Below are 14196 nucleotides of genomic sequence, written 5' to 3' on the forward strand. Positions count from 1 at the left end.
ACCCCGTGATAAATCACGGGGTTTATTGTTGGACAGCAGTTTGTAATTCTTATATTTGATATTACAAAATTTAACAATAAAAATTAATAGAGCGAATGAATCTTTTACAAGGTAAAACGGCCATTATTACTGGGGCTACTCGAGGTATAGGAAAAGGAATAGCTGAAGTTTTTGCTCAAAATGGAGCAAATATTGCTTTTACGTATAGCTCATCTGTGGATGCAGCCAACAAATTAGAAAAGGAATTAAATAGTTTGGGAGTTAAGGCAAAAGGGTACCAAAGTAACGCAGCAGATTACGATCAGGCGCAAGAATTGATTAAAGATGTTTTAGAAACTTTTGGAAGCCTGGATATTCTTGTAAACAATGCAGGAATAACCAAGGATAATCTTCTAATGCGTATGGGCGAAGAAGATTTTGACAAGGTTATTGAGGTTAACCTAAAAAGTGTCTTCAATATGACAAAAGCTGTGCAAAGAACAATGCTTAAGCAACGTCATGGTAGTATCATTAATATGAGCTCTGTAGTAGGAGTGAAAGGTAATGCAGGACAAGCAAATTATGCAGCATCAAAAGCGGGGATTATAGGTTTTTCTAAATCTGTTGCCTTAGAGCTGGGATCTAGAAATATAAGAAGTAATGTTGTAGCTCCTGGTTTTATCGAAACAGAGATGACACAAAAACTTGATGAAAAAGTTGTAGACGGATGGCGAAATGCGATTCCTCTAAAACGAGGGGGGACGCCAGAGGATATAGCTAATGCATGTTTATATTTGGCAAGTGATCTAAGTGCTTATGTTACTGGTCAGGTATTGCACGTTGATGGAGGAATGTTAACCTAATTCTTAAGTTGCGATAAACGATTTAAATCATTTTTGAAGATTTTAATATTTTTTGATTCTAAAATCTTTAAATTCAACCGATATCAAAAAGAGTAACGGTCCTAATCAATGTATGATTTATAACTTGATAACGGCTCGTAATTAGTATACATGCAAACACAAACAATTTTATTGATTATATCGGCGGCTATATTCGCTTTGATGGTGTCGCTGTATCAATATATGTATAAAGCAAAGAATAGAAATAAGAAAAATTTATTCTTTGCTTTTTTACGTTTCTTAAGTGTCTTTGCAGTTTTACTTTTATTAATAAACCCTTCGTTTAAGAAGAATACATATTATACAGAAAAACCAACCTTAGTAATAGCAGTAGATAACTCCGCATCTATAAAACACCTTAAACAAGATCAATCGGTTATTAGGTTTGTAAATGATATTCAGAACGATGATCAGATTAATGATCGATTTAATATTAAATATTACTCTTTCGCAGAAAAATTGAATGATTCATTGAGTCTTTCTTTTGATCAGGAACAAACCAATATTTCAAAAACGTTAGATGATCTAAGACAGATTTATAAAAATTCAATAGCACCTACTATATTAATTACAGATGGAAATCAAACATATGGTAGGGACTATCAGTATAGTAGTAATAGATATAAGCAAGCGATATTCCCTATTATTTCGGGCGATACTACTCAGGTGACGGATACAAAAATTCAACAGCTAAATGTAAATCGGTATGCGTATCTAAAAAATAAATTTCCAGTAGAAGTTATTCTAACATATTCTGGAGATCAAAATGTTACTTCTAGATTTGAAGTGAGATCAGGCAATAATACGATATATACTCAAGAGGTTTTGTTTTCTGAAGAAAAGAACTCTGCTGTAATCAATTTTACGCTACCGGCCAGTATTGCAGGAGTGGTTCAGTATAATGCTGTTCTGATCCCTATGGCTAACGAAAAGAACAAAATCAATAATAGTAAAGCTTTTGCAGTAGAGATAATTGATCAAAAAACTAATGTACTAATCGTAAGTGATATTGTACACCCTGATTTAGGGGCAATTAAAAAAAGCATAGAGAGTAACGAACGTCGTAGTACAACAATACTTCGACCTATTGAAGTCACCAATCTAGAAGATTATCAAATGATCATTGTCTACCAGCCTAATACTAGGTTTGGGGGGGTGTATGAAAAACTAAATCTGCTTCGAAAAAATAGATTTACTATTACGGGATCCAAAACGGATTGGGTATTTCTAAATAAAATACAAAATTCATATGCCCAAGAAATTACCAGGCAGACTGAATATTATGTACCCAGATTTAATAGTAATTATTCTACGTTTTTGTTTGATGATATTGGTTTTGAGAGCTACCCACCTTTGATAGGTACTTTTGGAGAAATTAATATAAACACGAATTATGATCCATTACTTTATCGAACCATAAGTGATATTGAGACGGAAGAACCTTTGTTAGCTACCATCGAACAAGATGGTGTCCGTGAAGCTGTTCTTTTTGGAGAGGGTTTATGGAGATGGAGAGCTCAAAATTATTTGGATACTAAGAATTTTGAGAACTTTGATGATTTTTTCGGAAAATTAGTTCAGTATTTAGCGTCTAATAAAAGGAAGAGTAGGTTAAATACAATTTCAGAATCTTTTTATTACGGAAATACAAATATTAAAATTCTGGCAGAGTATTTCACGAAAAACTATGAATTCGATAAAAGAGGAAGTTTACGTATTACCCTTAAAAATAAAATTACCGAAGCTGCACAAACTATTCCAATGTTATTAAAAAATAACGCTTACGAAGTGGATTTGAGTGATTTGCCAGCTGGAAATTATGATTATACTGTGACTGTAATTGGAGAAAACATAAGTCGTTCAGGTAACTTTAAGGTTTTAGAATATAATGTAGAACAACAATTTCTTAATGCAGATGTAACAAAACTGAGGCAAGTAGCAACTAATACTAAAGGTAAGCTATATAACCTGACGCAAAGTAACGAGTTGTTTCAAAATATAATCCAAGATAGAAGATATCAAACGATCCAAAAAAGCAAGGAAAATGTAGTATCTTTAATTGATTGGAAATATCTCCTTGTAATTGTTATCGTATTATTGGGGATAGAATGGTTTGCACGAAAATATAACGGACTTATTTAAAATTAAAATTTAAAATTATTATGGAAAAATTACCAAAAATAGGATTACCAATTCTAATTCTTCTAGTATTAACTATTGTCTTTGTTTCAAAGTCTACGGTTACTATTGGTTCGGGTGAAGCTGGAGTGTTATATAAAACATTTGGAGGCGGGGTAGTTACAGATCAGCCACCACTAGGAGAAGGATTTCATTTGGTTGCTCCTTGGAATAAAGTAATTGTATATGAAGTAAGACAACAAGAAGTTTTTGAAAAAATGCAAGTATTATCATCTAATGGATTAGAAATTAAATTAGATGCATCAGCGTGGTTTCAACCAGATTATAACAAACTTGGTTTATTACATCAACAAAAAGGCGAAAATTATGTAGCAAGAGTATTGTTGCCAACTATTAGATCCGCTGCGCGTAGTGTAGTAGGAAGATATACACCAGAACAGTTATATTCTAGTAAGCGTGATGCTATTCAGAAAGAGATTTTTGAAGAAACAAAGAAGATTGTAGGTGATCAGTTCATCCAGTTAAATGAAGTACTGGTAAGAGATGTAACATTACCGCCGACTATTAAAGAAGCAATCGAACGTAAGTTAAGACAAGAGCAAGAAGCTTTAGAATATGAGTTTAGACTTGAAAAAGCTAAAAAAGAAGCAGAAAGACAAAAAATTGATGCAGAAGGTAAAGCAGTTGCCAATCAAATCTTAAGTGCTTCACTAACGGATAAAATATTAAAAGAAAAAGGAATAGAAGCTACATTACAACTTGCTAAGTCTCCAAATGCAAAAGTAGTGGTTGTAGGTTCGGGTAAAGATGGAATGCCTTTAATACTTGGAAATCAATAAGGTATATTATACTTAGTAATAAATAAAAAAACTGTTTATAGAATTAACTATAAACAGTTTTTTATTGCAATAATTTGTGAATATATTTGGAAGCGATCTACGTACTAATAAAATGTTAATAATGTTAATTTTTTGTGAAATTAGGTTTTAAACCGTAAAAATATTACTTTTAAACCTCAAACTCAACATTATTACTATGAATAAAAGATTGATTCGCCCCATGTTACTGGGCTTAGGCTTGGTGACTTCATTTATTTTGTTATTATTTTTTTCAAAAGAAGAAAAACCGAAGGAAACAACAAGTGAAAATGAAATTGTAAGTTTAAGAAGTCAACATGTAGAACATTTAAATAATAGTCCTTTTAAGGAAACTATTAAACTTACCAAAAAAGAGCGTAAAGCTCAAGGACTCCCACCAAATAGATACTTCGAACAAATGTGGGAATTGACAATGAATCCTGCAACAGGAAAGACGGAACCAGAAAACATCTACGCATTACAAGCAAAATTACAGAGTAGTATTTCAAAAAATGCTCCGGGTGATGATGCAAGTAACCCATGGATAGAAAGAGGACCTAATGATGTAGGAGGAAGAACAAGAGCTATTTTATTTGATCCAAATGACGCTACCAATAGAAGAGTATTTGCTGGCGGTGTTAGTGGAGGTTTATGGGTAAACAACGATATTACTTCAAGTAGCTCACAATGGAACCGAGTGCAAAATGTACCAGGAAACCTTTCAGTAACTTCGATTACTGTAGATCCGAGAAACTCGAATACATTATATATAGGTACTGGAGAGCAATATACCGCAGGAGCTGTTGTAGGTAACGGTGTTTACCGTTCTACCAATGGAGGAACAACTTGGCAGGCGGTAAATATTCCTGCTGCCGGTGCTGCTACCCTTAGTTTTAATGCAAATAATTTATTCCTTTCAGGATTGTTTTATGTGAATGATGTTGTGGCCTGGAATAACACATCACAAAACCGTACAGAACTATTTGTTGGAGTTGGTGCTCATGTATATGGAGATGCCAGTAGCCCTTCAAATTGGCTAGGTTTACAAACAGCAGGTTTGTATAGATCTGTTGATGGAGGTTCTACTTGGAATCGAATTGAGTCATCAAACTTGGCTTTTGATTTCCAAGGAACCAACTATTATATGATTCCTAATGATTTTGAAGTAGGAGCAGATAATACATTATGGATGGGAACAATCACAACGCCAGGTATTGGAGGCGGGGGTGGAGGAAGAGTCTTCAGTTCTACCAATGGTGGTACTTGGACAGAAGCTGCAGCTTCTCCTTTGACAGATTCAAATCGAGTAGAATTAGAAGTTTCTTCAACTAATCCAGATAAAATATATGCCCTTACACAGGGAGTAACAGATCCTGTACATATATATAGAACAACAGATAAATTTGCTACAGTAACGGCTACCGCTTTACCAAATGATGTAGATACAGGGATACCTGCAAATGATTTTACAAGGGGACAAGCTTTTTATGATTTAATGATTGAAGCTGATCCTAACAATGATAATATCCTATATGTTGGTGGAATTGATTTATTCCGTTCTACAAATGGAGGGACTTCTTGGAGTCAAATTTCAAAATGGTCTAACAACAACAATTTAGCAGGATTAAGTGCTTCTACGGTTCATGCAGACCAGCATGCAATGACGTTTAGACCAGGAAATTCTAATCAAGCAATTTTTGGAAACGATGGTGGAATCTATTTTGCAAGTAGTTTATCTACAGCACAAAATTCTAATGTTTTTGCAGCAAGAAATAGTAATTATAACGTTACTCAATATGTAAAAGCAGGTATAGGGCCTAATGGAGCAGGAGATGCTAGTGGAATCTTTTCTGCAGGAGCTCAGGATAACGGTTCTCAGGCATTTAGAAATACAGTAGCTGGTATTAATGGATCAGAAGAATTAACTGGAGGAGACGGTTTTTATACTTTCGTAGATAAAGGTGGTCAATATATGATTGCTACATATACCAATAATGTTATTTATAGATTTAGCTTACCATGGAATGGTTTAAGTAGAATTAGAGGAGGAGCAACAACATTACTAAATGAACGAACGACTGGTGATTTTGTAAATCAAATGGGGTATGATAGTGATGCTAATTTCTTATTATCCAATGCTACTTCTGGTACTAATTATGCTATAAAAACTGTTAATGTAGCATCAAATAGTAACGCTAATATTACAAATGCTTTGTTAACTAGCAAGCCAACAGCCTTTATAGCTTCACCTTTTGCTAATAATACATGGTATGTAGGAACCGCAACAGGACAATTACTAAGATTAACTGGTGTTGGTGTTGGTTCGGCTAATTGGTCAGAAATTACGACACCATTTGTGGGTTCTGTTTCTTCTGTACGATTAGGAGCTACTGCTAATGATATTATGATCACAATGCATAATTATGGTGTAACCAGTGTATGGTTTTCTTCTAATGGGGGAACTACTTGGTTGAATAAAGAAGGAAATCTTCCAGATATTCCTGTAAGAGATATTCTTCAAAATCCTTTAGATACAAAAGAAGTTATTCTAGCAACACAATTAGGTGTTTGGATCACCAAAGATTTTGATGCAACTAATCCTAATTGGACGCAAGCATATAATGGTATGAGCGATGCAAGTGTTACCTCTTTTGATTATTGGGCAGTAAATGGAGATGATAATAACAACAAAATTATTGCTTCAACTTACGGTCGTGGGGTATTTACAGGGTCGTTTACGTCAAATGCTGTGGCAGATACACAAGCGCCAACTAGCCCTACAGGATTAGCTGCTTCTAATGTTGCAGAAACATCTTTAACATTAACTTGGACAGCTTCAACAGATAACGTTGGTGTCACTGGGTATGATTTATATCAAGGAAATACAAATCTTGGTAATGTAAATGGAACGTCTGCAAATGTTAATTCTTTAACTGCAAATACTGCATATCAATTTAGAGTAAAGGCAAAAGATGCTGCTGGTAATGAATCGGGATTTAGTAGTACGGTTAATGTTACTACTTTAAGCGGATCTACAGGTACTGCAGGATGTACAAACGGAATAACTGCTTTCCCATATAATGAAGGGTTTGAAAGCGGATTAGGTGGTTGGACTCAAGGTAGCGGAGATGATTTTGATTGGATTCGTCTATCTGGAGGAACTCCATCAAGTAATACAGGTCCTTCTGGTGCTGATTCAGGAAGTTTTTATGTATACGTTGAAACTTCTAACCCTAACAATCCAAGTAAGACAACTATTTTAAATTCACCATGTTTTGATTTAAGTAGTGCGACCTCTGCAGGTTTAACATTTAAATATCAAATGACCGGTAATGCTGTTGGCGTACTTAAATTAGAAGCTAGTAATGATAATGGTAGCTCATGGACTCAAATATGGAGTAAATCTGGTGATCAAGGAAGTGCTTGGAATACAGCAGATATTGATCTAGCAAGTTACACAGGAAATTCAATGCAACTTCGTTTTACTGGCACATCTGGTAGTAGTTGGCAAGGTGATATGGCGGTTGATACTATTTCTTTAACAGCCGGCGGAGGAACCAATAATACAGATACTCAAGCACCATCAGTGCCTACAAATTTATCTGCCTCTAATGTTGCAGAAACATCTATAACATTAAGTTGGACAGCCTCATCAGATAATGTGGGTGTAACGGGTTATGATATCTATCAAGGAAACGCAAATCTAGGTAGTGTAAGTGGTACTTCTGCTAATATTACATCTCTAGATGCAAATACAGCATACCAATTTAGAGTGAAAGCAAAAGATGCTGCGGGCAATGAATCAGGATTTAGTAGTACATTTACAGTTACTACAAGTGGAGCAGTTCCTACCGATCCATGTACAGGTGTTCCACCATATAATGGTACAGGACAAGGGTATCAGGCTGGAGATAGAGTTACATTTCAAGGAAACCTTTATGAAAGAACAGCTACTAGTTGGGTAAACTTAGGCCCATGTGGAGTAACAACATCAGTAAATACTTTTGATATTAGTTTAGAAGAAGGTCCGGCAATACCATTCAGTTTGTTTCCAAACCCGGTTACAGATGGTAATGTAAATGTGATTACTTCTACCGTTGGATCAAAAGAATATGAGATATATAATATGTTAGGTCAAAAAATTGATCAAGGAGCATTTATGAATATAATTAATGTTTCAGGTTTACAGAATGGCCTATATACTTTAGTCGTTGATGGTCAAGTACGACGATTTGTGAAGAAATAAATTAAATCTACGTATTGAACAAAAAACCCCGAAGCTTTTTAGTTTCGGGGTTTCTTTATGTTTTTTTAAAATGAAAAAGCCTCTATAAAATTAATTATAGAGGCTTTATTTAATAGTAAATGGTTAGTGATTACTATTTATTTTTCAATTTTTCTGCCTGAGCTTTCCAGTTATCTCTTTCTATACGCCCTGGGAAAAATTGTATAAGTTGTGTAACGGTGTCTATATCTTCATTGGTAAATTTACTAATTTGATCGAAAGTATAAATACCTATACCATTTAATTTTTCTTCAATAAAAGGTCCAACACCACTTATTAACTTTAAATCATCTTTATCGGAAGCAACCGCCTTCCCGAAACTTGCAAAATTTAATTCGGGTTTTTTACTGGTATCGTCATCAGTATTTACAACAGCGACACCTCCATGATCTCTAGTTTTTATAGCTTTTATTTCGTCTTCTGTCTCTGAGGTTTCAGATGGCGAGGTAAAAGTAGTTTTTGCCTTAGTGTATTCTGAGTTTTTTAATCTTGAATTTTGTCTTCTACATTCTTCAAGTTCAGATTTATATTTGTTTTTGAGCGCCCATCGTGATAACAACCATCCCAGTAAAAATGCAAGGAATAGTAATAATAAAAGGCACCACCAATTTACTTCGTTTAAAAAATCTAACATAGTTGTTGTTATTTAGTTTACAATAATTTCAATTCTTCTGTTTTTTGCTCTATTTGCATCACTATCATTAGGAGCAATAGGACTAGATTCTCCTTTTGATGATATTTTCATTTTTTCTTTAGCTACTCCTTGAGAAATAAAATAGTCTTTCACATTTTTGGCACGTTGTCGGCCATACCAAAGATTGGCTTGGTTATCACCAATATCATCTGTATGTCCAATAATCTGAACAGACTTTTCAGGATATTTATTTAGATAATTTTTTAATTCTAATGCATAATTCGATAATGTAGCATCTGGTTTAAAGGTTTTTTGAGCAAACTCGCAGTATAATGTTCTATTAGCCACACTTTTTTCTACTTCGGCAAGGCGAGATTCGTCCAATGTGTTAAAATTTAATGATATTCCACCATTGTATGTACCTTCATTAGAGTAGGAGTATGAATTAACGTCAGATTTCGATACGATACGATCAGCATTAATTCCGGCTCTGATCAAGAGATCTTTAATGAAATTGGCTCTTGATTCACCGAAGTTAGATCCACTACTTTGTTCTGCAGAGGTTTCATACCCAGTAATGATTAGTTCTTTATCTTGGTTTGCACCGAGATAATCTGCGATTTGACTTTCAAACCCATTAAGTGCAGAGGGAACAAAAACTTCTCCATTAGCATTATTAATCTGAAGATTTTCGTTATACGAGAACACATCTTGATTTTGATTATCTTTTATAGATAATCCGATACTAGTATTTTTGATAGCGGCAATGCTATCATCATATGCCTTTTTGGCCAATGCTTCTGCCTCTGGGCTTAACTTTTCTTCAACAATACCCGGGTTTTGGCTTTCGCTTTTTGAACACCAATCACAGGAATAGTACCACCACATTGCCAGCCAGGCAAAAAGTAAAAAAATAAGAAATGAGATAAAATTTTTCATAAGTTGTTGATTAGTATTGTTCTATTAAAGTTATAAAAATGTTTATAATCAACCTATTATGGGTAATAAATAATGAAAATTTATGGGCAGAAAAAGATCAATTGCAAAAAATTAAGTTGAAATGCGTTTCGAAAAGATATTTTTTTATAAATTCGCGATGTATTTACAAAAACTAATGAGAAACATAACTATACATCATCATCATTCTTACATTTTCGCTCAGGCGTGGTAAGTTTGGTATGTGTATAACACAAATATAAATCAAAACCCGTTTGAGAAGTTCAAACGGGTTTTTTGTTTTCATAAACTTGTTTCGACTGATTAAACACAACAAAACTTAACAATGTCAAAAATTAAAATTGCTATTCAAAAAAGTGGTCGGTTAAATGAAGACTCGGTAAAAATTCTAAAAGATTGTGGTATTTCTATTGATAATGGAAAAGATCAGTTAAAGGCCGAAACACGCAATTTCCCTATGGAAGTTATGTTTTTAAGGAATGGAGATATTCCGCAATACCTTCGAGATGGTGTTGTAGATATTGCTATCATTGGTGAAAATGTACTGATTGAAAAAGGAAAAGACATATCGATCGAAGAACGGCTTAATTTTTCGAAATGTAAAGTTTCATTGGCGGTTCCCAAAGAATTCGAATACAATTCTATTAAAGATCTCGATGGAAAACGTATTGCTACATCTTATCCAAATACGGTAAATGAATATCTAAATAAACAAGGGATATCGGCAGATCTACACCAAATTTCTGGTTCTGTAGAAATAGCACCAAATATAGGATTGGCAGATGCTATTTGTGATATTGTTTCTAGTGGGAGTACTTTATTTAAAAATAATTTGAAAGAGGTTGAAGTAATGCTTACTTCAGAGGCAGTACTTGCCGTATCTCCAAATATATCTGATGACAATAGAGGGTTGCTCAAAAAATTACAGTTTAGAATACAAGCTGTATTAAAGGCAAGGAATTCAAAATATGTATTGCTTAATGCACCTAATGATAAAATTGAAAATATAGTCAAAATATTACCGGGTATGAGAAGCCCTACGGTGCTTCCTTTGGCAGAAAAAGGATGGAGCTCTATTCATACAGTAGTAGAAAAGAATAAGTTTTGGGATATCCTAGATGAGTTAAAAGCCGAAGGTGCAGAGGGTATTTTGGTATGCCCAATAGAGAAAATGGTATTATAATTTGGAATAGAATAAAGCAGGAACAATGAATAAAATATTTAATCCAAATAAAAATACTTGGTCCACAATATTAAAGAGACCTACACAAACGGTTGCAGACATAGAGGGGATTGTTTTAGAGGTGTTTGATGAAGTAAAAGAAAAAGGGGATACAGCTGTTAATAGGTATACTCAAAAATTTGATCTTGTAGATCTAGCGAATATCGAAGTTTCTAAAGTAGAAATTGAAGAAGCTAAAGAATTGGTTAGTGAAGAATTGAAAAAAGCCATCTTGTTGGCAAAATCAAATATTGAGGCATTTCATAACGCTCAAAAAACAGATAAAGTAGCCATAGAAACTACTGATGGTGTGTCTTGTTGGCAAGAAAAAAGACCTATCCAAAAGGTGGGATTATACATACCGGGAGGCACAGCACCATTGTTTTCTACTATTTTGATGTTGGCAGTACCAGCCAATATAGCAGGATGTAATGAGATTGTATTATGTTCTCCCCCTAATAAAGAAGGGAAAATTAACCCTGCAATTTTATATACAGCAGACCTTTGTGGTGTAACCAAGATTTGTAAGGTAGGAGGAATTCAAGCTATTGCCGGGATGACATTTGGTACAGAAACTATTTCTAAAGTGTATAAAATATTTGGTCCTGGTAATCAATTTGTAACTGTGGCGAAACAATTGGCTACCAAATTTGGTGTAGCTATAGATATGCCCGCAGGTCCTAGTGAGTTATTGGTTGTTGCCGATGATAGTGCTAATGCTGCTTTTGTAGCCTCAGATTTATTAAGTCAGGCAGAACATGGTAAAGACAGTCAAGTGATTCTTGTTTCAACTTCTAAAGAAATTATAGATAATGTAGAAAAAGAAGTAACCAAGCAACTCAATGAATTACCCAGAAAAAATATAGCATTAGCCGCTATTGAAAACTCTAAGTTGATTTTTGTAGAAAATGATCAAGATGCTCTTGATTTGATTAATGAATATGGGCCAGAGCATTTTATAGTATGTGTAAATAATGAAGAATATTATATAGATAATATTGCAAATGCAGGTTCAGTATTTATAGGTAACTATACTCCCGAAAGTGCTGGAGATTATGCTTCGGGTACAAATCATACATTGCCAACTAATGGATATGCCAAACAATATAGTGGTGTTAACCTAGATAGTTTTATGAAATCAATGACATTTCAAAAAATATCGAAACAAGGTATTAAAAATATAGGCAATGCTATAGAGGTTATGGCAGAAGCTGAAGGTTTACAGGCGCACAAAAATGCGGTAACATTAAGGTTAACTAACCTTTCCGAAAATTAATAAAGTAAAATGGATTGTAGAAACTGTGAATACCAGTTATCAGAGGATATAGAGTATTGTCAAAGCTGTGGTGCAAAAGTTATTCGAGAAAGAATTACTTTAAACCAATTGAAGAAAGATTTTTTTAATGATGTTTTAGGGTTAGATAACCTTTTCTTTAGAACAGTAAAAACACTTATTATAGCTCCTTATCAGGTAGTTTTAGAATATACTTCGGGAACACGAAAACGATACATGAACCCTTTTGCTTTTCTAGCAATTGTAGCCGCCCTTTCTACATTTGTAATAAATTCATTTTCTGATGAGTATATGGAAAGAATAAACCCAACTCAAGATGAATCTCTTTATGAGCAATTGTTTTCGTTAATGAATCCAGGAAAAGACAAAAATGCGATATCGTATCAAGAAGAATATATCAAATATAGAGATTCTCAGGTAGAATTGAACGTTAATATACAAACTCTACTGTTGAAATACTTTAATATTTTTGTTTTTTTATTTACTCCTGTGTATGCTTTTATGGCCTTTCTGGTGTTCGGGAAGAAACCATTTAATTACGGAGAACACTTGGTGGCTAATGCATATATAGTTGGATTTGCTTTAATGATCGGAATGATATTTTTCTTAATGTCATTAGTGCTTTATCCGTCTATGTATATGTTTAGTTCAATTATTACTATTTCTTATTATTTAATCACCTATAAAAAAATAAATAATCTATCGATTAAAGATACTATATTCAAATTCCTGAAATTCATTTTGGTATCTATTGGATTCATATTAGTTATAGGTATTATAGCTATTGTATTAGGGGTTATAATCGGTATTGTATTTGGAATTAATGGTTCCTTAATGGAGGGGTAGGATTTAAAAAAATGTTATAACATTTATGAAAAACACACAATTCAATATAAAATGGTTAGTACGAGAGAATATTCAAGATCTACAACCGTATTCCTCGGCAAGAGATGAATATGTGAGTGATGGATCGAAAATGATTTTTCTTGATGCTAATGAAAACCCTTTTGATAATGGAGTAAATCGTTATCCCGATCCTCAACAAAGAAATCTTAAATCAATACTCGCTCAGCAAAAAGGAGTTACACAACAAAATATTCTTTTAGGAAATGGAAGTGATGAAGTGTTAGATCTTATTTTTAGAGCTTTTTGCGAACCCAAAGAAGATAACATTATTACATTGCCGCCGACTTATGGAATGTATCAAGTATTAGCGACTATAAATAATATTGAAAATCAAAAAGTGTTACTAACAAAAGGGTTCCAGCCCAATGTGTCAGCAATTTTTGAGGCTGTTAATCAAAATACAAAAATAATTTTCCTTTGTTCTCCTAATAACCCAACAGGGAATTCTTTTTCTGAAGAAAGTATTGTTAAAATTTTAGAAAACTTTAAAGGATTAGTGGTTATAGATGAAGCGTATATAGATTTTTCAACTAAAGATAGTTGGTTAAGCTCAATAGAGAAATATTCAAATTTGATAATTACCCAAACGTTATCCAAGGCCTATGGACTAGCGGGTATAAGACTTGGAATATGTTATAGTTCCCAACCCATAATCGAAATATTAAATAAAATAAAACCTCCATATAACGTAAATGAATTAACACAACAGAGAGCATTTAGTAGAATTTCAGATCCTAGTAAGGTAACAATTGAAGTATCAAAGATACTAAAGGAAAGAAACGAACTTGTTGCAATATTGCAAGAAGTGAGTTTTGTTACCAAGATATACGAAACCGATGCCAATTTTATTCTAGTACAGGTAGACAATGCAGATAAAAGGTATAAACAATTATTAGATATGGGTATCGTAGTTCGTAATAGAAGCACACAACCTTTGTGCGAGGACACACTTAGATTTACAGTGGGCACAAGCGAGGAGAATAATGTGCTAATACAAAGGATTAGGGAAATAATTAACTAA

At 33.7% G+C, this 14196-nt stretch carries 10 protein-coding genes; 8 read left to right on the top strand and 2 right to left on the bottom strand.

What is annotated here, in order from left to right:
• Positions 1-95 precede the first annotated feature (95 nt).
• The 4 genes from fabG to DK508_RS10715 all read left to right on the top strand — a co-directional run bounded on the left by fabG (position 96) and on the right by DK508_RS10715 (position 8123).
• On the top strand, positions 96-842 hold the full coding sequence (gene fabG, locus DK508_RS10700) for a 3-oxoacyl-[acyl-carrier-protein] reductase (RefSeq protein WP_109300759.1): 747 nt from the start codon (positions 96-98) through the stop codon (positions 840-842).
• Between the two features lie 150 nt (positions 843-992).
• A complete protein-coding gene (locus tag DK508_RS10705) occupies positions 993-3023 on the top strand; it encodes a hypothetical protein (RefSeq protein WP_109300760.1) in 2031 nt (676 codons plus the stop codon).
• 20 nt (positions 3024-3043) lie between these two features.
• Positions 3044-3859, top strand: a complete 816-nt coding sequence (locus tag DK508_RS10710; protein ID WP_109300761.1) for a prohibitin family protein — start codon at positions 3044-3046, stop codon at positions 3857-3859.
• 196 nt (positions 3860-4055) lie between these two features.
• On the top strand, positions 4056-8123 hold the full coding sequence (locus DK508_RS10715) for a fibronectin type III domain-containing protein (RefSeq protein ID WP_109300762.1): 4068 nt from the start codon (positions 4056-4058) through the stop codon (positions 8121-8123).
• A gap of 133 nt (positions 8124-8256) precedes the next feature.
• Here the strand turns inward: DK508_RS10715 and DK508_RS10720 are convergent, their stop codons facing one another.
• Both DK508_RS10720 and DK508_RS10725 read right to left on the bottom strand, forming a co-directional pair.
• Positions 8257-8796 (bottom strand): hypothetical protein, encoded by a 540-nt coding sequence (locus DK508_RS10720; RefSeq protein WP_109300763.1) that lies wholly within the window; start codon positions 8794-8796, stop codon positions 8257-8259.
• Between the two features lie 12 nt (positions 8797-8808).
• Positions 8809-9735: an OmpA family protein gene (locus DK508_RS10725; RefSeq protein ID WP_109300764.1), complete on the bottom strand. Its 927-nt coding sequence runs from the start codon at positions 9733-9735 to the stop codon at positions 8809-8811.
• A 343-nt stretch (positions 9736-10078) separates the two neighbouring features.
• Here DK508_RS10725 and hisG point away from each other — a divergent pair, with 343 nt between their 5' ends.
• The 4 genes from hisG to hisC are packed head-to-tail and all read left to right on the top strand — an operon-like array spanning position 10079 to position 14196.
• Positions 10079-10936 carry an ATP phosphoribosyltransferase gene (hisG, locus tag DK508_RS10730; protein ID WP_109300765.1) on the top strand — a complete coding sequence of 286 codons (858 nt, stop codon included), beginning with the start codon at positions 10079-10081 and terminating at the stop codon, positions 10934-10936.
• 25 nt (positions 10937-10961) lie between these two features.
• Positions 10962-12251, top strand: coding sequence for a histidinol dehydrogenase (hisD, locus tag DK508_RS10735; RefSeq protein ID WP_109300766.1), 1290 nt, complete (start codon positions 10962-10964; stop codon positions 12249-12251).
• Positions 12252-12260: 9 nt separating this feature from the next.
• Entirely contained in the window at positions 12261-13115 is an 855-nt protein-coding gene (locus tag DK508_RS10740) for a DUF3667 domain-containing protein (protein ID WP_109300767.1), read from the top strand.
• Between the two features lie 25 nt (positions 13116-13140).
• On the top strand, positions 13141-14196 hold the full coding sequence (gene hisC / locus DK508_RS10745; RefSeq protein ID WP_109300768.1) for a histidinol-phosphate transaminase: 1056 nt from the start codon (positions 13141-13143) through the stop codon (positions 14194-14196).

It is taken from the genome of Aquimarina sp. AU474 (assembly GCF_900312815.1).
Classification (GTDB): domain Bacteria; phylum Bacteroidota; class Bacteroidia; order Flavobacteriales; family Flavobacteriaceae; genus Aquimarina.

Bases quoted from the DNA above. Each gene is read 5' to 3' on its own strand.
- DK508_RS10705 (WP_109300760.1), top strand. From the start codon at position 993: ATGCAAACACAAACAATTTTATTGATTATATCGGCGGCTATATTCGCT.
- DK508_RS10715 (WP_109300762.1), top strand. From the start codon at position 4,056: ATGAATAAAAGATTGATTCGCCCCATGTTACTGGGCTTAGGCTTGGTG.
- DK508_RS10740 (WP_109300767.1), top strand. From the start codon at position 12,261: ATGGATTGTAGAAACTGTGAATACCAGTTATCAGAGGATATAGAGTAT.
- DK508_RS10725 (WP_109300764.1), bottom strand. From the start codon at position 9,735: ATGAAAAATTTTATCTCATTTCTTATTTTTTTACTTTTTGCCTGGCTG.
- hisG (WP_109300765.1), top strand. From the start codon at position 10,079: ATGTCAAAAATTAAAATTGCTATTCAAAAAAGTGGTCGGTTAAATGAA.
- hisD (WP_109300766.1), top strand. From the start codon at position 10,962: ATGAATAAAATATTTAATCCAAATAAAAATACTTGGTCCACAATATTA.
- hisC (WP_109300768.1), top strand. From the start codon at position 13,141: ATGAAAAACACACAATTCAATATAAAATGGTTAGTACGAGAGAATATT.
- DK508_RS10720 (WP_109300763.1), bottom strand. From the start codon at position 8,796: ATGTTAGATTTTTTAAACGAAGTAAATTGGTGGTGCCTTTTATTATTA.
- fabG (WP_109300759.1), top strand. From the start codon at position 96: ATGAATCTTTTACAAGGTAAAACGGCCATTATTACTGGGGCTACTCGA.
- DK508_RS10710 (WP_109300761.1), top strand. From the start codon at position 3,044: ATGGAAAAATTACCAAAAATAGGATTACCAATTCTAATTCTTCTAGTA.